The 18,896-nt window shown below is 52.1% G+C and carries 15 protein-coding genes, 2 rRNA genes and 2 pseudogenes (1 of these 19 only partly in view); 9 read left to right on the top strand and 10 right to left on the bottom strand.

Going from position 1 to position 18,896, the window contains the following annotated elements; genetic code table 11:
- Together FYB92_RS10470 and rrf are read left to right on the top strand one after the other, a co-directional pair.
- A 23S ribosomal RNA gene (locus FYB92_RS10470) occupies window positions 1–2,043 on the top strand (it extends 698 nt beyond the left edge of the window).
- Window positions 2,044–2,145: 102 nt separating this feature from the next.
- Window positions 2,146–2,261, top strand: a 5S ribosomal RNA gene (gene rrf / locus FYB92_RS10465).
- Between the two features lie 780 nt (window positions 2,262–3,041).
- Here the strand turns inward: rrf and FYB92_RS10460 are convergent.
- The 3 genes from FYB92_RS10460 to FYB92_RS10450 all read right to left on the bottom strand — a co-directional run bounded on the left by FYB92_RS10460 (window position 3,042) and on the right by FYB92_RS10450 (window position 4,375).
- Window positions 3,042–3,497 (bottom strand): hypothetical protein, encoded by a 456-nt coding sequence (locus FYB92_RS10460; protein ID WP_075631986.1) that lies wholly within the window; start codon window positions 3,495–3,497, stop codon window positions 3,042–3,044.
- An 11-nt stretch (window positions 3,498–3,508) separates the two neighbouring features.
- The gene (locus FYB92_RS10455; protein WP_239015748.1) at window positions 3,509–3,796 is read right to left on the bottom strand and encodes a DUF1772 domain-containing protein; all 288 of its coding nucleotides are present in this window, start codon (window positions 3,794–3,796) and stop codon (window positions 3,509–3,511) included.
- Window positions 3,797–3,994: 198 nt separating this feature from the next.
- A complete protein-coding gene (locus FYB92_RS10450; RefSeq protein WP_225578614.1) occupies window positions 3,995–4,375 on the bottom strand; it encodes an antibiotic biosynthesis monooxygenase in 381 nt (126 codons plus the stop codon).
- Between the two features lie 88 nt (window positions 4,376–4,463).
- Here FYB92_RS10450 and FYB92_RS10445 point away from each other — a divergent pair, with 88 nt between their 5' ends.
- The 3 genes and pseudogenes from FYB92_RS10445 (at window position 4,464) to FYB92_RS10435 (ending at window position 6,142) form a co-directional block, all read left to right on the top strand.
- Window positions 4,464–4,937: a MarR family winged helix-turn-helix transcriptional regulator gene (locus FYB92_RS10445; RefSeq protein ID WP_332828608.1), complete on the top strand. Its 474-nt coding sequence runs from the start codon at window positions 4,464–4,466 to the stop codon at window positions 4,935–4,937.
- A 156-nt stretch (window positions 4,938–5,093) separates the two neighbouring features.
- A pseudogene (locus FYB92_RS10440) lies at window positions 5,094–5,877 on the top strand (IS5 family transposase).
- A gap of 100 nt (window positions 5,878–5,977) precedes the next feature.
- Window positions 5,978–6,142 (top strand): hypothetical protein, encoded by a 165-nt coding sequence (locus tag FYB92_RS10435; protein ID WP_178388372.1) that lies wholly within the window; start codon window positions 5,978–5,980, stop codon window positions 6,140–6,142.
- 248 nt (window positions 6,143–6,390) lie between these two features.
- Here the strand turns inward: FYB92_RS10435 and FYB92_RS10430 are convergent.
- The 4 genes from FYB92_RS10430 to FYB92_RS10415 form a co-directional block, all read right to left on the bottom strand.
- A protein-coding gene (locus tag FYB92_RS10430; RefSeq protein WP_237915129.1) for an IS3 family transposase occupies window positions 6,391–7,541 on the bottom strand; the annotation gives its coding sequence in 2 pieces (ribosomal slippage) (window positions 6,391–7,283 and window positions 7,283–7,541; 1,152 coding nt in all).
- A gap of 26 nt (window positions 7,542–7,567) precedes the next feature.
- Entirely contained in the window at window positions 7,568–7,714 is a 147-nt protein-coding gene (locus FYB92_RS10425) for a transposase (protein ID WP_332828607.1), read from the bottom strand.
- Window positions 7,715–7,771: 57 nt separating this feature from the next.
- Complete coding sequence (locus tag FYB92_RS10420; protein WP_075596479.1) at window positions 7,772–8,146, bottom strand: hypothetical protein; 375 nt, start codon at window positions 8,144–8,146, stop codon at window positions 7,772–7,774.
- A 544-nt stretch (window positions 8,147–8,690) separates the two neighbouring features.
- Window positions 8,691–9,326 (bottom strand): hypothetical protein, encoded by a 636-nt coding sequence (locus tag FYB92_RS10415; protein WP_075632028.1) that lies wholly within the window; start codon window positions 9,324–9,326, stop codon window positions 8,691–8,693.
- A gap of 156 nt (window positions 9,327–9,482) precedes the next feature.
- On the opposite strand from FYB92_RS10415, the gene FYB92_RS10410 reads away from it, so the two are divergent.
- Genes FYB92_RS10410 through FYB92_RS10400 form a run of 3 tightly spaced genes read left to right on the top strand, consistent with a single transcriptional unit; the run spans window position 9,483 to window position 12,842 of the window.
- Window positions 9,483–11,012, top strand: a complete 1,530-nt coding sequence (locus FYB92_RS10410) for a recombinase family protein (protein ID WP_075632029.1) — start codon at window positions 9,483–9,485, stop codon at window positions 11,010–11,012.
- Window positions 11,012–11,911 carry a plasmid partitioning protein RepB C-terminal domain-containing protein gene (locus tag FYB92_RS10405; protein WP_062810122.1) on the top strand — a complete coding sequence of 300 codons (900 nt, stop codon included), beginning with the start codon at window positions 11,012–11,014 and terminating at the stop codon, window positions 11,909–11,911. Before FYB92_RS10410 ends, FYB92_RS10405 begins: the two co-directional genes overlap by 1 nt.
- Window positions 11,904–12,842, top strand: coding sequence for a plasmid partitioning protein RepB C-terminal domain-containing protein (locus tag FYB92_RS10400; RefSeq protein WP_332828606.1), 939 nt, complete (start codon window positions 11,904–11,906; stop codon window positions 12,840–12,842). Before FYB92_RS10405 ends, FYB92_RS10400 begins: the two co-directional genes overlap by 8 nt.
- Before the next feature lie 591 nt (window positions 12,843–13,433).
- Here the strand turns inward: FYB92_RS10400 and FYB92_RS15490 are convergent.
- Together FYB92_RS15490 and FYB92_RS10390 are read right to left on the bottom strand one after the other, a co-directional pair.
- The gene (locus FYB92_RS15490; RefSeq protein ID WP_139313131.1) at window positions 13,434–13,634 is read right to left on the bottom strand and encodes a hypothetical protein; all 201 of its coding nucleotides are present in this window, start codon (window positions 13,632–13,634) and stop codon (window positions 13,434–13,436) included.
- 59 nt (window positions 13,635–13,693) lie between these two features.
- Window positions 13,694–14,290 (bottom strand): MarR family winged helix-turn-helix transcriptional regulator, encoded by a 597-nt coding sequence (locus tag FYB92_RS10390; protein ID WP_075596475.1) that lies wholly within the window; start codon window positions 14,288–14,290, stop codon window positions 13,694–13,696.
- A 194-nt stretch (window positions 14,291–14,484) separates the two neighbouring features.
- On the opposite strand from FYB92_RS10390, the pseudogene FYB92_RS10385 reads away from it, so the two are divergent.
- Window positions 14,485–14,742 (top strand): annotated as a pseudogene (locus FYB92_RS10385) (hypothetical protein); the annotation flags it as partial.
- A 371-nt stretch (window positions 14,743–15,113) separates the two neighbouring features.
- Here the strand turns inward: FYB92_RS10385 and FYB92_RS10380 are convergent.
- On the bottom strand, window positions 15,114–18,464 hold the full coding sequence (locus tag FYB92_RS10380; RefSeq protein WP_332828605.1) for an AAA domain-containing protein: 3,351 nt from the start codon (window positions 18,462–18,464) through the stop codon (window positions 15,114–15,116).
- Between the last annotated feature and the right edge of the window lie 432 nt (window positions 18,465–18,896).

Here is an 18,896-nt window from a genome sequence, read left to right as displayed (position 1 = left end):
ACACGCACTGGAGGGCCGAACCCACGCCTGTTGAAAAAGTCGGGGATGAGCTGTGGCTAGGGGTGAAAGGCCAATCAAACTCGGAAATAGCTGGTTCTCCGCGAAATCTATTGAGGTAGATCGTCTGGTATTACCCCGGGGGGTAGAGCACTGGATGGGCTAGGGGGGCCCAAAGCCTTACCAAACCTAACCAAACTCCGAATACCCGGAAGTATGAGCCAGGCAGACAGACAGTGGGTGCTAAGGTCCATTGTCGAGAGGGAAACAGCCCAGACCACCAGCTAAGGCCCCTAAATCGTGGCTAAGTGGGAAAGGATGTGGGGATTCCAAAACAACCAGGAGGTTGGCTTAGAAGCAGCCATCCTTTAAAGAAAGCGTAATAGCTCACTGGTCTAATAGAAACCCTGCGCCGAAAATGTAACGGGGCTCAAGCCACGTGCCGAAGCTGTGGGTGCATACTTTGTATGCGCGGTAGCGGAGCGTTCCGTAAGTCTGTGAAGGGGACGGGGTGACCCTCCCTGGAGATATCGGAAGTGCGAATGCTGACATGAGTAGCGATAAACAGTGCGAGAAACACTGTCGCCGAAAGTCCAAGGGTTCCTGCGCAAGGTTAATCCGCGCAGGGTGAGCCGGCCCCTAAGGCGAGGGCGAAAGCCGTAGTCGATGGAAACCGGGTGAATATTCCCGGGCCTGCCAGAAGTGACGAATGCAATATGTTGTCGGGTCTTATCGGATTGACCCGGCTTTTGGAGCATTCCAGGAAATAGCTCTGGCATATAGACCGTACCCGAAACCGACACAGGTGGACTGGTAGAGAATACCAAGGCGCTTGAGAGAACGATGCTGAAGGAACTAGGCAAATTACTTGCGTAACTTCGGGATAAGCAAGACCCGTCCGTGGGCAACCACAGGCGGGTGGCACAAACCAGGGGGTAGCGACTGTTTAGTAAAAACACAGGGCTGTGCGAAGTCGAGAGACGACGTATACGGCCTGACGCCTGCCCGGTGCCGGAAGGTTAAGAGGAGGTGTGCAAGCACCGAATTGAAGCCCCGGTAAACGGCGGCCGTAACTATAACGGTCCTAAGGTAGCGAAATTCCTTGTCGGGTAAGTTCCGACCTGCACGAATGGCGTAACGACTTCCCCGCTGTCTCCAGCATCGGCTCAGCGAAATTGAATTCCCCGTGAAGATGCGGGGTACCCGCGGTCAGACGGAAAGACCCTATGAACCTTTACTGCAGCTTTGCAGTGGCATCAGAGACATTCTGTGTAGGATAGGTGGGAGGCTTTGAAACCGGGGCGCCAGTTCCGGTGGAGCCATCCTTGAAATACCACCCTGACTGTTTCTGATGTCTAACCGAGACCAGTAAGCCTGGTCCGGGACCCTGCATGGTGGGCAGTTTGACTGGGGCGGTCGCCTCCCAAAGTGTAACGGAGGCGCGCGATGGTGGGCTCAGGTCGGTCGGACATCGACTGTTGAGTGCAATGGCATAAGCCCGCCTGACTGTGAGAGTGACAGCTCGATCAGAGACGAAAGTCGGCCATAGTGATCCGGTGGTCCCGCGTGGAAGGGCCATCGCTCAACGGATAAAAGGTACTCTAGGGATAACAGGCTGATCTCCCCCAAGAGTCCACATCGACGGGGAGGTTTGGCACCTCGATGTCGGCTCATCACATCCTGGGGCTGGAGCAGGTCCCAAGGGTTCGGCTGTTCGCCGATTAAAGTGGTACGTGAGCTGGGTTTAGAACGTCGTGAGACAGTTCGGTCCCTATCTGCCGTGGGTGTTGGAGACTTGAGAGGATTTGTCCCTAGTACGAGAGGACCGGGATGAACATACCTCTGGTGCACCGGTTGTCGCGCCAGCGGCACAGCCGGGTAGCTAAGTATGGAAGGGATAACCGCTGAAAGCATCTAAGCGGGAAACCCACCTCAAAACAAGGTCTCCCCAAGGGCCGTGATAGACCATCACGTCAATAGGCCAGGTGTGGAAGCGCAGTAATGCGTGCAGCTGACTGGTCCTAATCGCCCAATAGGCTCATTCACACAGCCACTCAACGTGGAAAACATACATGCACAGCAGTCATCCACCCACTCTATCCTCTCAGCACCAACCTCCCACACAGTCCCTCAGGACTGACTGGATGATCTGGTGGCCATGGCGGGACGTGCTCCACCCGATCCCATCCCGAACTCGGACGTGAAAAAACCCAGCGCCTATGATACTGTGCCTTAAGGCACGGGAAAGTCGGTCGCCGCCAGATCTTCCAGTCAGCCCTGAATGAAAAAACCCTTTCCATATTTTATGGAAAGGGTTTTTTTGTTGTGATGGGGAATATTAAAAAGCTGTTTGAAAACTCAGACCCAATAACAAACCAAAATCATAAAGGGTTTTGGTGAAGCTTTTTCTAAAAAGCTTCAGAAGACGCCGCCTCTTTGAAAAAATATTTGCTTTCAAACACTCTCTAAGCAAACCGCGTAAAATACGCGTCATGGGCATTACAGAAAAACACCAGAAGACAGAAGATGCGGCTTCGACCAAAGCCTTCCTTATGAGCTTCCCTTTTGCGCCAGCCGCGAGGCTGTGACTGAACGATCGTGCTGTCGATCATCAGATACGCGATGTAATCATCCCCATGATTGACAGGGACCGGATTTTACAAATTACGCGGCCATGAGAATTTGGTCCGATGATCTGGTCCTCAAACTGAAACGCGAGACGGGGATGGCCCACAGCCCTGCTGTTGCGGGAGAGTATGTTACCAGAACCTATCGTCGGCGCTTTGTTCTGGCGGCTGCACCCATGGCCATGATTGATGACAGGCTTCAGTCTCAGTTCGTGCGCTGGCCCTCGTCGCGGGAAAAGCAGCGGGGCTGGCACGTCTCGGGTGTCGAGTGCGACATGTGGGGGGCGGAATGTAGAGGGAAGGGGGGATTACCTCATGCTGACCTGAAGTAAAAGTAAATCCTTCAGGTTTTTTCAGGAAGAATGCGGCGGTGCTATCGGCAACGTCCTCTTTCTTCTCAAGAATGGTCCGGTAGCGTTATGCCGGTTTCGGACGGCTTTTACGACGCCATTGAGTCAGTTTCAGGCCATCACGGAAATTCAGACCAAGCAGCGTGATATTCGTCGCACCTGCAAGAAGTTCCAGAGCCTGCACACCATAGAATGATGCATCAAACAAACCCAATCGAGCTCTCGCGGCGAGGAACAGGGCCGACGGAATAAGGATCAGGATACCGTTCGCGGCAATGAAGGGCATGCGCCTGAGTTTTTTACCCACCAGCCCGGTGCGCTGCCCCTGTGACAGAAAGACGCCCGAACCTCCTGTTGCAGCGAGTGCCGGGACAAGCAGAAGAAATCCCCATGGTATTGTCGTCTTGACGGCAATCACAACATCCCGGGCCAGAAAAAGCTCGGAGATGACCGTAGAAAGCCAGAAGGTTGCGATGGTCAGAAGCGCCACCACTCCGGCAAGGGGATGAATCAGTCTCGGCATGATGAGAGTCTCTACCGGTTACACGCCCACACGCCGAGCGCCGATGTGGCAACAGCTAGTGCGATGCGGATATTGTGAAGACGAAGCCAGGTATCGAGTTTTCCTGATACCTGATCCAGAGGGAGGCTCCTGGAGGAGAAACCTGTATTGGCAGGCACGAACCAGCCGATTGTCAGGAAGATAACAGCGACGATGCAGAGGGCGGCACCTGTCCAGAGAAGCCGGTTGACGGGATCGGCGCGGTCAATCCAGATCATGCTCATCAGCCCGATAAGAGCTGGAAGGACGACAGGCGGAATGGCTTTCTGAATGTATCCCCCATTGTGAGCAAACCATGCCAGGAATTACTCGGGAGGGAGGCTTTTCCAGTAATTTCCGAGAATGGCCCCGATTGCAAGCATGACGCCTGCAAACATGGCGGGGCCGATAATGGCCAGCATGCGGCATAAAAGACTCATGACACGCTTCCCTGCATCAGATTGCCACGGACCAGAGGATCAGGCTGTGCAGATACCCGCGACGCCCACCTTCTGGAACAGATGCGGTCTTGCAATGGCCGATGACGGATAGGCCTTCAGCTTCGAGCGGAACTCAGGATGCGTGAAGGCAGCGCGAAATGCCTCATTTGATTCCCAGACGGCATAGTTCAGGTATGTCGGGCTATCACCCAGGGCACGGTGCAACTGGGTCGAAATAAATCCGGGCTGGCGTTTCATGAAACCGGCATCGTCTTTCCAGACTTCAAGAAACCGCTCTTCATCCGCCGCATCAAGGGTGAACAGATTGATCAGGACAACCGGAGCCGCCTCGATCTCAAGCTGGCGCTCAATCGGGAAATTATCGTCCAGCGGCTTTCGATGAGACATTTTTGACACCATCCATGTTGATTGCATAGCGACAGTTCGCTACGTCTAAAATTATATGTCTACATGACATCATGATGTCAATAAAAATGGATGATGACAAATGCCGGAAGTTCCCGCTGATCCGAAAGGTCAGGCTTTGACGGATCTGATTCTGACGGTTTTCAGGACGAATAACCTGCTTCTGCTCTGGGGAGACCGTCTGGTTTCCTCTTTCGGTCTGACCAGCGCCCGATGGCAGATTCTGGGGGCTATCGTCCATGCAGAGCGGCCCCAGCCGGTCGCATGGCTTGCGCGCGATCTCGGAGCCAACCGCCAGAATGTGCAAAGAATTGTTAATGATCTGCATCATGAAGGGTTGGTTGTTTTTGCTCCCAATCCTCACCACAGACGGGCACATTTTGTCGTTCTTACGGAAAAGGGACGTGAGATTTATGACGCCGTAATCGAGGTGTACACGCCACGTGTAAATGCCTTGGCGGAAGAAATGAATATTGATGATATTCAGGTGGCGTGTAATTTGATGAAGATATTAAAGTGTCATATCGAATGTGATTTAGATATTATTAAATTATAAACAATTTATTTGTAAATATTAATATTTTTATTGAAAATAAAAACAATAATTAATGAAGATGTCGCGTTCATTGTGTCCTGCACATAGTTCCATGCTTTAGGGCCTGTTAGGCCTTGAATGACGGAACGGATTGCATAGCTGTTTATGATGAGCATGATGCAGTCTGTCTTTTCCGATACCGCATGGTCTGTCTGGGAGCCTTTGATCGAGGAAGTCCGTCCGAAGGGCAAGACCCCACCAAAGAACCTTCGACGGACGATATCCGCGATTTTCTGGCGCCATCAGAACGGCGCGAAGTGGCGTGCCTTGCCTTGCCATCAGAGTTTGGTCCCTGGTGGATTGCAGCACAGTTGTTCATTCGCTGGTCGAAACTCGGTGTGTGGCAGCGCCTCTTTGAAAAGGCCAAAGACAGGGATCAAGACCTCGGCATGGTCTTTCTTGATGGCACGACAATCCGTGCCCATCATAAAGCGGCCGGAGCGGCTAAAAAAGGGGGCACAGAGAACGCCGAAAGGATCGTGAGGCTCTTGGCCGCTCACGTGGAGGATTTGGCACCAAGGTCTGCGTAGCTGCGGACAGTCATGGCAGGGCACTGTCCTTCACGCTGGCACCCGGACAGGCACATGAATTACCGTGTGCCTACGCCCTGCTTGACGCTCTGCCATACCCACCAATCCATGTCGTCTGCGATCGTGGGTATGCCTCACATAAATTTCGTGAAGATCTTTGGAACCGTGGATCTCGTCCTGTCATCCCGCCAAGGAAGAATGATCCAGAAGTCGCTTGTCCCAAATGGGCTTACAGACACCGGCATCTGGTCGAAAACCTGTGGGCAAGGCTCAAGGAGTGGCGGGCTGTCGCGACCCGATATGAGAAAACCGCCGCATCCTTCCTCTCCGTCATTCTCATCGCTGCTACAGCAGACTATATCAAGGCCTAACAGGCCCTAGCAGTCGGAGTCAGAAGGCTGCGCGGATTTTCGTGACGGGTTGAAAGGGCAGGAGAGAGTCTCCTGTCCGTCTGTCATGGAGTTTTTCGCCATGGCAACCGCTATTCCCAAGATCAGCCTGAGTTCTTCGCGCGACATCCCGTTCAACCGGCTGCTGCTGTCCCAGTCCAGTGTGCGGCGGGTAAAATCTGGCCTGTCTATCGAGGAACTGGACCACGACATTGAACGTCGCCGCTTGCTGCGACGTCTGGCGTGATGTTGCCGACACGCCGTAACGATACGGTCGTTGTTGAAGCAGTCTATCCCTTGGAGAGTGGCCACTCATGCTGATGACCATGGATGAAGGCGAACCTCATGACTTTTGGGTAGCTTTTTTAATGATTTCCCTCTCCTTCAGAAAAATCGGGTTCTCCAGACGAAGACGTTCAGTCTCGTGGGCCAGGTTTTCCTGAGGCTCGGATATTGGCCCGATCGGACGTGACGTGCCCCCTTTTTTGTATCCACTTAAAAGGAGAGTTCCCGTTTTTTATGGCTTGGGGTTGATGGAATGACAAGGGTCTCGGGGGCATGCCCCCGAGACCCTTGTCTGGCGATCTGATCCGGTGTCCTGCCATCCAGCTGGGAATGGGGACGCACCGTATTGTAGTCTTCCCGCCAGTCAGCCAGAACCTGTCGGGCATGGCTGAGAGACGTGAACAGCGTCTCGTTGAGGCATTCATCCCTCAACCGGCCGTTGAAACTTTCGACAAAGCCGTTCTGTTGCGGTTTCCCGGGGGCGATATAGTGCCATTCAACCTTCATCTCATCCGCCCATTTCAGGATGGCATGGGATGTGAACTCCGTACCGTTGTCGCTGACAATCATGAGGGGTTTGCCATATCGTTCCACCAGGGCCGTCAGTTCCCGCGCCACACGTCCACCTGATAATGACGTGTCGGCAACCAATGCCAGGTTCTTGCGACTGAAATCGTCGATAACAGCCAGAATGCGGAACCGGCGGCCACAGATCAGGGCATCCGAGACAAAATCCAGGCTCCAGCGCTGCCCGGGTTCCTGAGGGATGGTCATGGGAGAACGCGTCCCCAGTGCCCTCTTGCGGCCGCCCCGATGGCGGACTTTCAGCCCTTCCTCCTGGTAAAGACGGAACAGCTTCTTGTGATTGGGGCTGAACCCTTCGCGTGCCAGAAGATAACCCAGGCGGCGATAGCCAAAGCGGCGTCTCTGGCTCGCCAGATCCCGCAGGCGCTGGCGCAGGGTGGCATCATCTGCCCGGGTGGAAACATACCGCGCAACACGCCTGGCAAGACCAACAAGGGCACAGGCGCGACGCTCACTCACCTCCAGAGCCTTTTGAAGGTGTAGGACCGCCTGCCGCTTTGCGACAGGCGTCACCACTTTTTTCCAACAATTTCCTTCAACGCCGCATTATCCAGCATCGCATCCGCCAGGAGACGCTTCAGACGACCGTTTTCATCTTCCAAGGCCTTCAGTCGTTTGGCCTCAGATACCTCAAGGCCACCATAGCGGGTCTTCCATTTGTAAAACGTCGCATCACTGATCCCGTGTTTGCGGCAAAGATCAGAGACCTTGAGCCCAGCCTCCTGTTCCTTCAGCACCCCTATGATCTGCTCTTCCGTAAAACGACTGCGTTTCATTCGTCCGTATCCTTCTCGATCGGACTCTACTTTAAAATGGTTACATTTTCGGGGGGCACGTCAGACGGTAATCCACCATCCATACCAAAGTCGGCCGAAATGCGCGTGCGCGACAGCCCGCTGCTTAATGCAATTTTCACAGCCTCGCGTTTGAGATCTTCCGTATGCTTCATGGTTTTGTCGGTCTCCTGATACGAGCTTAAAACGCGCAGATGACCGGCACAAAACCATTATTCTTGACAGATTTGCATTGCGACAGAATCAAGTATGCGATCATATGATCTACGTTCCGCTTGACTCAGATGCCGCGTTTTGTGCGTATGCTCATTCATGTCAGTGCGAACTTGCTCAACGTTTTTCCATAACTGGTTTGCAGTATCTTGGGTAATGCGTCGTGCTTTGCGCACATTCCCGATATCAGCTTCCAAAATGTTGGCGCGCATTGAAATATGAGCTTGGGCTGGGTCTTTGATTGATCCTCCCATTTCACCGGTTAGCGACCGCTGTTGTGCAAGGTTGCAACTTGGATAAGCATCGAACAATGTCTCTGCGTGGGCATATGCCAGTGTCAGCGGCAAGCAGGCTACGAATATAAGGAATTTCATCAGTTAATCTTCTTTCTTATGGAACAGTAAGCCCGCCCGACAGCTTGCATTGTGTCAAGGCAACCAGCAGTAATAATTCATATATCAACAGGTGCCCCCTTGGCCTGCGCTTGGGCAATCAGAAAACGGTCAAACTGCTCTTTATGAGCAATGTTCATCTCGCCTGCCATGCGGGCATGAGTAATGCTGACTGGCAGCTTAACGACGTCCTGCCCAGCAACAATAGTCTCAAAATCCTGTGCCAGCAGGGCTGCCGCAGCAGCTTAGAGACTGTTTGAAAAGTCAGGCTGAACAACATACTGAAATTATAAAGGTTTTTGGTGAAGCTTTTTCAAAAAAGCTTCAGAAGACGCCGCTTTTTTGAAAAAAGGCAACACCCAAAAACTTTTCTTGTTTTTTATCAACGCGTTGTTTTCAAACAATCTCTTAGCGATGCGGAACTTGGCTTCATGGTCGAAGCTGTGCTCAGGGCCATGATGTTGACGTCATCCGTCATCGTAGCCTTGTAATTGGCCAGGCTTGCTACTTGGAAGAAATCGTCCATTCAGGTCCCGGCTTTGCGGCAATATCTCCCTTTTCTGCGTGAGCCGACATATTCTACGAGTTGAGCTTGCTGAAGACCTCCAATGTCCCTGCGGGCGGTCTTCAGGCTTACATTCCATACAGATACAATGTCTGTAGCTCTACATCTGCTTCCTTGCTCGAGTCTTAGCAGGAACCACCGTTGCCGTTCATTAAGTTCCCAATGATCAGGGACATTTACAGGGTCGTGTTCAAGGACATGTTCAGGGTCATTTCCTCTTACAGGCACTGCCTGTCTGCCACTTGCCACCACTCCAAGCCGATAAGCTTCTCTGGCTGCAGCAAGTGAAGAACACTCTGCCGAGTATGTCGAGAGATCAGCATTGCGTCCTGCGACCAGCCCAGAAACAAATGCCCGGATAACCGGCGACGAAACAACAAGACGCAAGAAATATATCGTATCTGGGCCATGCTGCGCTGAAAGCCAGTGTTTTACACTTTTCTCACTTGCGCCTGTCTGTCGCATAAGCCTCTTGATTATACCGTGGCTGTCTTCATGCTCTTTGCGTAACAGTTCGGCAACCGTCTTGGCATAGTTTTCACGATGCCCAAGAATACCCTTCCAAAGAGGTAGTTTCCTGCCCTTTTTCGGCAACATCTTCCGATCCTTCCGACGCTAAAATAATACTGCTTCAGAATGACGGAACGGACTCATTCTCACTGCGAGGGAAGATGTCCAGACCTTCATTATTGGCCTCGGAAAGGGCAAAACGTGACGAGCTGGAGATTCTACGATGATGATCAGACAGGGCCGATGGAACGCTTTGTTCGAGCTGCCGAATACGTCCGGATGTCAACGGATCTTCAGAAATATTCGACCGAAAATCAGTCGGAAGCAATCAGGCAGTATGCCAAGGCACGCGGGATTAAGATCGTCCGCACGTATGCCGATGCCGGGAAGAGTGGTCTTAAAATTGAGGGGCGCAATGCACTCAGACAACTTATTGAAGACGTTCAGGCAGGAAACACTGATTTCACATTAGTTCTTGTTTACGATGTCAGCCGTTGGGGCCGATTTCAGGACGCGGATGAAAGTGCTTACTACGAATATATCTGTCGTCGTGCGGGTATTGCAATCGAGTATTGCGCCGAACAGTTCGAGAATGATGGGAGTCCGATCTCAACCATCGTCAAGGGCGTTAAGCGTGCCATGGCTGGTGAATATAGCCGTGAACTTTCTACCAAAGTATTTGCAGGTCAGGGAAGGTTGATCGAGAAGGGGTATCGTCAGGGTGGGCCTGCTGGGTTTGGCTTGCGTCGAACCCTTATTGATGAGAACGGCACCATCAAGGGCATTCTTGGGCAGGGCGAACATAAGAGTATCCAGACTGACCGCGTTATCCTGACGCCCGGTCCGATCGAGGAAATCAATCTGGTCCACACCATCTATCAGTCTTTCGTTTATCAGAAACGTAGCGAGAGCGAGATCGCCGACGACCTCAATAGACGTGGCATTTTGACAGATCGTGGACGTCTCTGGACCAGAGGAACAGTACATCAATTACTGATCAATGAGAAATATATCGGCGACAACGTATGGAATCGCCGCTCCTTCAAGCTAAAGAAAAAACGAGTTCGAAATGAACCGGAGATGTGGATCAAAGCGGAAAATGCATTCGAAGCCATCGTCGAGCGTGAGTTATTTGAATCTGCAAGAAATATCATCAATACGCGCTCTTTCCGTCTGACTGATGAAGAAATGCTGCATTCCTTGAAGGAACTCTATCACCAGAAAGGCCTATTATCGGGTATAATCATTGATGAATGTGATGACTTGCCTTCCAGCGGCGCCTATAGCGCCCGTTTTGGCAGCTTGCTCCGTGCCTATCATCTTGTCGGGTTCAAGCCGGATCGTGACTATCGCTATATCGCAATAAACCGTGAACTACGCAGACTGTATCCAAAAATCATTCGACAGATAATCACTGAATTGCGGATCAAAGGAAGTGATGTATGGCAGACTCCGGAGAATGATCGCATCGTCGTCAATGATGAATTCAGTCTTTCCGTGACAATAGCGCGCTGTATAGAAACATCCACCGGACTGCTGCGCTGGAAAATGCATTTCGATAGCTCACTCATACCCGACATTACGATCGTCGTTCGTATGGACAGCGCCAATCGTAAACCTCTGGACTATTATTTATTTCCACGCATCGACATACTTTCCGGAAAGCTCCACCTGTCGGAAGAAAACAGTCTTGCTCTTGATGCCTATCGTTTCGACAATCTTGAACTCCTATATGATATCGCCACTCCTATTTCCATTGTGGAGGTCGCCTGATGTCTGTCATTCGTCCAAGCAGGATTGAAATGATCCCCATTAGCCGGATTACAGTCGTAAATCCACGCGCCCGCAACAAACGCCAGCATCGGGAAATTGTTAACAATATCGAGGCTATCGGTTTGAAACGGCCCATCACCGTAAGTCGCCGAGAGACCGCCAATGGTCCAAGATATGACCTCGTTTGCGGCGAAGGTCGGTTGGAAGCCTTTCAGATGCTCGGCCAGCCAGATATCCCAGCAGTTGTCATCAAGGCGAGCGAGAGCGAGTGTCTCGTCATGAGCCTGATTGAAAATATCGCCCGACGTACACCGCGCCCCATTGATCTCATGCGCGAGGTCGGCGCATTACGATCACGCGGTTATAGTGATACGGCAATCGGTAAAAAAATCGGTGCCGGTGTCTCCTGGGTTAATATGGCCGCTTCTCTCCTTGAACGTGGTGAGGAACGGCTTCTGACCGCAGTCGAAACCGGTCTTATTCCGATTACTCTGGCAATGGAGATTTCCCGGGCTGAAACAGAAGAAGCCCAGAACCTACTTCTTGATGCCTATGAAACGGGTAAGCTGAGGGGCAAAAAGCTGGCAGCAGTTCGGCGAATGCTCGAGATGCGCTTGCAAAGCCAACGTAAAGGCCTGCCAACAGGGCAGTTAGGACGTAAAACGAGCAGTCGTAGAATGACAGCCGCTGATCTAATGCAGGTCTATCAACGGGAGGCCGAAAAGCAGCGTCTGTTGGTCAAGAAGTCGGATTTTACTCAGACACGACTTTTGTTCATCGTTGAAGCCTTGAAGGATCTTCTGGTAAATGATGGCTTTATTAACCTGCTCAGAGCCGAGGGACTGGCGACCATGCCTCGCGGCCTAACGGTTAGAATATCGGGAAACGAGCATGACTGATGAAGTGACCGCTCCAGGGCATAGCCGTATTCATATGGCTTTCGGCATGGATTTCCTCACGATTCCTGTTGCCTCAATCATTCCACTCAAGACATTGCCGCCTGATATTAGATTGAGCCGCACATATTCACAGATCTTGACCTCCATAAAAGCGATCGGACACCCGATAGAATCTCCGGCGGTTACGCCAGATACAACGAATGCTGAACGATGGTTCCTACTCGACGGTCATTTAAGAATTGAAGCCATGAAAGAACTCGGCTTCACAGAAGTCGAATGTCTTCTGGCTCCTGATGATGATACCTATACCTACAATAAACGGGTCAATCGTATACCACCGATCCAGGAACATCGGATGATCGCACGCGCCATGGAGCGCGGAGTATCATCGTCTGATATCGCTACCGCACTCAATGTTCAGGTAGAAGCGGTATTGAGGCGTTTCCGGCTACTGGACGGTATCAGTCCCGAAGCCGCGGAAATGCTGAAAGATACCCCCTGCTCAATGAAAGTATTCGATATTTTACGCCAGATGACGGCTGTACGACAGATCGAATCCGCTGATCTCATGATTGGCCAGAACAACTTCACAGTCATGTTCGCCCGAGCCTTACGGGCCGCGACGTCAGAAAATCAGCTAGTACCGAACAAAAGAGGAAAAAAAGAGGGTAGAGCGACACCATCAGGACAGCAGATTGCTCGTATGGAACGAGAACTCGCGGCACTTCAGACACAAGTAAAATCTGTCGAGGAAACTTACGGCATTGATAATCTGCATTTAACCATGGCACGTGGTTATATCACCAAACTCCTTACAAACAATAGGATAGTACGTTGGATGGAAACCCATCAACAGGATTACCTTTGTGAATTTCAGAAGATCGCTGAAACCGACCAGCTTGGTTCGATTGCTAAAGAAACGAACACCTGAATTAGAAAATGGGGCCCCTGACCCGATAAGCGCGGAGACCATGGGAAAAGCTACACTGTGGGATGGATCAAGCATGGAGGGGGAAAGGCGGCGAACCTGCGTGATGCCTACTAGGCGCTGGCTGCATTCATGGATTCTCTTTGATTTGCAATTCTGCTTCAAGGCTGTCGATGGAAGGTAAGCCTTGAGCATACGGACATTGACAGATAAGTAATGGAGCCGGATTGAAGGCCATCTTGTGGGCGGTCGGCAATACAGAGCGCTAGTGGGCTGCCGGATGTATTTGGCAAATGGATTGCAGCCCGCGTCCGTTTTCAACGTTGGTGACATTCCGGGGGCTGGTAAAGGCTTTTCCATACTTTAGCTGATACCACGGACTTCGAACACACCCTGATCGACAGTAATATTTTGAAAGTTTATGCTGGTGCGACTGGTGCGCTGAATCTACCACTATCGACCGTTCATGTGGCAGGCTCACGATCCGAGCTGCACGCCTGTCGTCGATGCGATTTGCCCCAGATCGTCGCTCTTATATCCGGTTTACAGGGCGTCGGCCATGTCATCGCCAATACCGCTTACGATGCAGACCCTCTACGTGCCTGCATAGTTGATGATCTCGGGGCAACCGCACAGGTCAAAGCCAATCCCAGCGGCACGACCATGTCCCCGATGAGTTGAAACCTCTATAAGAAGCGCCATCAGATCGAATGTTTCATCAATAAAATCAAGTTCTTCCACAGAATCTCTCTGCGATGCAAGAAAGCTTTCCCTGGATTTATGGGGTTCGTTCACCTCGCATGCGCGATGATCTGGCGATGCTGAATGCAGGCAACCCTAGGGATTTATGCAATTCATTTTGGGCTAGCTTCCAGAGGCTCAGGAGCATCCATCAATCGTAAGGAGGCGTTTGAACCATGCAGCAGGAGCGGCAATATTCGTCTGAGTTGCTGCATTTGTTCATGGGTAATATCACGAAAAATTGTGTCATTGACTGGCACTTGGATTTCAGTCAATTTTTTGAGACTGAGACGGCCTTTGGCTGTAGTGTGAAGCAGAATGCGCCGACGATCATGTGGGTTGACTTCTTTTTTTACCAGTCCGGCCTCAACCAGTTTATTGACTTCGATCGTGACAAATGCGCCGCTGAGATGAATATGCTCAGCAATCTGTATGATACCGACTTCTTCGTTTTCCATATGTGCAATAGAAATCAGAATAGTATATTGCGTTCCGCTCAAACCAATATACCGCCCGAGGCGACTGCGATTTTCCTGAATCCTGGCTGAAAATGCCAGAATATTGTGCAGCATTTCACGGAAAATACGATCCGACCCGTTAACCAGAAGCTCAGGCCGCGATACTGTCAGGGGGTGGGCCTCATCAAGAGGAGCCGTCAGGAGCGGGGAGTGGTTACGTATTCGGGAGCCGGAGAGTTTTTTCGCTTTCATTCTGACTTGATAGCATGCCGTATCCCTCTGTCGATCAAAAAAGCAGGGCCAGACCCATTTTCCGAACGTGGAAAATGAAAGGGGCGCAATATCTGGATCGGGTATTTATGGCATGTTAATGCATTATCCCAATCAAGGTGTTTGGTCCCGGGCTTTGATGGTGCATTATTTTCACGCGAATGGAAGGAAGCACTATGGACCAGGTTCACCACGTGAGCGCCATAACGACAGCGGTGGTCCGTCGAGCGATGTAGCATAGTCAAGAGAACCTGAAAGTTCTGGCGAAACGCTACGGGATTAACCCGAAGACGGTCGCGAAATGGAAAAAACGATCAGATATGCTGGATCGTTCCACCGGTCTCCGCACTCCCGCATCAAGCGTTCTGTCGATTGAAGAAGAAGCCGTAATCGTGATATTTTGCCGTCATATGTTACTGCCGCTGGACTTGTGTGATGCAAGATGTTTTTGACGCTATGAATATATAAAGCATGTTATTCAATATTTTTAGTACAGTAAATTATGCATTATGATGACAAGGGCAGGTTTGCTGATATCAGACAGGATGTCCATATAACGATATTTCACTATCTATGATGGTTATCTGAAAAGTCGGCACCAGCAAATCACTAAAAGTATAAATATTTTTCAAATGCCTTTGAAAGAAATTACATTTTTAAAAATCATGGTAAATTCTGAAATTTTACTTTCCTATCAATTGGTTATCTTAAAACGGCCTGTAAGCAGCCAGATATGATATTAATACGCGGAGTGCATCTCCTTCAGTCAGCTCGCGGATATTCAGCTAACTCGACCGACATACGCTTATGATGCGGCTTCTAATGGATTATGCCTCATCCATTCCTCTGGAGAGATATCAGGGAATGAGTCGGCGGCATGCGCGAAAACCCCTGCGCCTCGCCATTCTTCATGATTTCCGACGATATAGAGTACACGCTTTGCCCTTGTCGCGGCGACATTGAGCAAATTGGGCGTTCCACCGGCCCATGTCCGCGATCCTGGCCGTGCGCCGCGTCCAGCCCCCAGCATGAGGATAACAGCCTCAGCTTCTTTACCCTGGAAGGTATGGACAGTGCCGACATGACGGTCAATCCAGTCCTCCCGATCAGTTTGATTCATTCCGGGGAGGATGGCTGGTGTCCGCACCAGCAATTGACGTAGACGCGTTGCTGGCACACGGAAAGGGGAAATGACATACAGGTCCGGTCCCTTGGGCTGCATCCGGCAGAGTTCGGCAATTGCAGTGGTAATAAGTTGCCCTTCTGCCTCGACCCACTTGCCACTGGAAGGTGCATCCACATCGATCCATGCACTTGGGCCAAGTTTCTCGCGGATGGCGGATTGGCCTGCGCCTGTGGCATGGACCATACGTTCAGCATATGCAATCCGGTTGGCAAGGTCGAACATCGGTTTTTCACAGCGCCGATGTACAAGCAGGGGCATGCCAGTATCCCGGCTGGTTGGACCTCCCGGCACCGGGTTCTCGACCGGAAAACGCCCCTGGATAATGCTTGCACGATCAGCCAGAACCTGTGCCGAGACCGCAGGTGCCGCCCAGGGAGTGGGGAGCAGGCCATTGCCTTGAAAGATCAGGGCCGTTGTATGCTGCGGTGTGGTGACTACTGGTTCGATTTGCAGTGGATCGCCAATCACGACGGCCCGACGGGCGCGCCAGAGGGCACCGACCGCCTGCTGTGGAGCGGCCTGGCCTGCTTCGTCAATCAGCAACCATCCGATTGATGCTTCTCGGAAGGTCTGGAACATCCGGCCGATCGATGCAAAGGTCGATGATACGACAGGCACCAGCAGGAAAAAGTATCCCCAGTCCTGCGGGCTCGCATTTGCCGCGCCATTGACAACCGCGTTCAGCGCGCGCTTAAGGGGTTGGGCGCCAGCGGCCACAAAGGCATGATGCAGGCGAACCGCTGCGATAAACAGTTCGTCGCGTGCATGGCGAAATTGCCCGCCATTCCATGGGCTGCTTTTTTGGAACAGATCGTCTGGCTGCGACCAGAACCCAGGACCGGGGAAACAGTTTCCAAGCTCCTGTTGGCCTTTTTCCAGTTGTTGTCCAAGCCGCGCAACTTTGGCCTGCAATGTTTCCAGGCGCGCTTTCGCGTCCGCATATTGTTCAGAAAACCGCGTCTCTTCGGCTGTTGCGATGTCAAGGCGCGCCCTGGCATCATGGGTTATCCGCTGCGCTTCTTCAAGTCGTACAACCTGTTCGCGGATTCCGCTTTCATGCGTCTTCCACGCCTGAGTGCGCAACATTTTTGAGAAAAAGGAGGGTTGAACGGAAGTCAGGGCGGTGAGTTTGCCAGCTTCAAGCCCTTCAATGCGTTCGGCTTCATCCACCTGACCTTTGGCCACCATTGCTGCGTGCGATGCAGCCTCATGATCCAGCCGGAACTGTTCTTGCCTCTCGTCAGCCTGTGGGAGTTCCGTTTCCGTCTTACGCAGGGCCTCTCCCGCCTGGGACAGTGCAACCAGTTCGTTCCTCAGCCTTCGGCTATGGTCAAGGGCCTGCCGGAATGCGTCCCTGGCTTCCCGCCACTGTGCCATGGCCTGCGGATTTCTTGGCGGCGGATCAACTTCCGCCAATTTGCCTGGCCGACGTTCCTTAAGATGTTGCGCATTCGGCCATGCTGCGCGATTCAACCAGTCGTTCAGGCCCCATTCCTCGTTCCACCAGACACGGTCGAAGAATTGCTGCCGGTTTTTTGCCCGACCCAAGCGGGCTGCAATCAGGCCCCAGGCCCGCTTTTCAGGTTCGGCGTCTTGCTTCAACCCGAGCAGATGGGTCGCAGTCCGCCCAAAATGATCGAGGCCTTCATCCCGCCAGACAGATTTGTCGAGTGCTTTCTCGCGAACGGGGAGTTCAAGGCTGATATTTTCGACCGCGGCATTGTTACTGCTGGCGACCACGATGGCAAAATCCATCAGGTCGAGATCCCCGACACCATCAGCCGGATTTTCAATATCGGCCAGTTTTTCTGCGCGTGTAATCATCACCTGTGCAACCAGGTCGCGCAGCAGGGTTGTTTTTCCCGTGCCGGGAGGGCCGTTGATGGCGGCAAGACCTTCCGTCGCCAGATCACGGGTGATGACGTTGACCGCTGCCTGTTGCAGAAGGGTCAATGGATGGAGCCCGGGGCCGGGCCAGCGGCCAAGGGGAAAAAGTTCTGGCGACAGAAGGGCAGCCAGTTGCGTGCGATCGGTCAGCGCGTCCCAAGGGGCGACAGGCGGGTTCAGGCCAAGATAGGCGGCGAGGGCAGCTGGAAGAGTATCCGCATCACGCAGGGCGCGACCAAGGTCGGGAAGGTAGAAGCTTGAGAGCAAGTCACCATTCGGCGCGTTGACTTTCTCGCTCTCGATCACGCATGGCACAGGGATCCAGAGATCGTTTGGCACAGATAACGCCCCGGCGAGTTCATCAGCAACGCCATGCAGGTCCGTCCATGTCAGGGAGCGCGGTTTGCCTTCACTGCCGCATGGGGTGAGAAGGTCGGCAAAACGCGATTGCAGGGCTTCTGATTGACCGTCCCATTCTGCCAGGCCGGCAGGGCTGCCACCATCAAGAATATGTCCAACACCCCAGGCAAAACTGGCAATGGCCAGTGTATCTGGCACCATGATCCCCCATTCGTCGAGTACAACGCTGGCGGCGATCACGTTGCCTTTTTTGGTGGCTCGATCAGTTTTGTCGTCTTCATCGGGGTCGTTTTCGCCAAGGGCGGAATTCAAGCGTTCGAATGATGCGCGGGTCGGCATAGCTCCGAGAATGACATTATACCAACGTCGCTTAACACGCGGTTTTTTGGCAGTTTGCGACTCTGTTTGCGACTCTGTTTGCGACTCTGTGGTCTTCTTCCGATCACTCTCAACAGACGCGACCGGAGACTCCGGGGAGGGATCTGGCAGGACAGGCCATGGTGTGGAATCGTCCGGCTGTGGTGGATGCCACAGGTCCGGGCCGTCTGCTGCCTCGGTTCTCCGGTTTTTGATGCGGCCTTCGCGATCCACGGCTATGTCGTTCCAGCCCGCCTCCCGCGTGGCTTGCGGGGTCAGGACTTCCAGCGCAATCCAGGAGCGCAGGACACGGCGGGCTGTATCTGGTGTGACGGTCATAGCTGCATCTTTGCCCTCGTAACGCAATGAAACAAGTCACAAATCGCTGTCATAGGTTATCTGATCGACAGCTTTGGGCATATTTTATATTGTTCTGGGCACAAATGAGGCAGGGGCGTTGCTATTTCTGATATTCCCTGCTGGAAAATGTGGTGACTGGGTGGGGGGATTGAAGGATGAGGGGAAATGTTCAAGTTCGCCTGTTTATGGAATTTTTACCTCCCAATCGATGTACGGGTTTCTGAAAACTCGATAGAGATCGTTGCTCCTGACAGCGTGTGCTGAGACCTGTCGGATGCGGGAAACCCTCTTGATTAGTCAGATTTTTTTTGAGGATGTTTCTGTTACTTTAAGAAAATTTCCCGATATATATGTGTGTTTTTACATGTTTATGTATAATGTTTTTTTTTGAAAAGAGAATAATCATGTAAATTTAAATATTATAATATCAATGATGAT

The organism is Novacetimonas sp. GS1 (genome assembly GCF_036686925.1).
Classification (GTDB): Bacteria; Pseudomonadota; Alphaproteobacteria; order Acetobacterales; family Acetobacteraceae; genus Novacetimonas; species Novacetimonas hansenii.
Note: the sequence above shows the minus strand (reverse complement) of the source record. Positions and strands in the feature narration are given on the sequence as shown.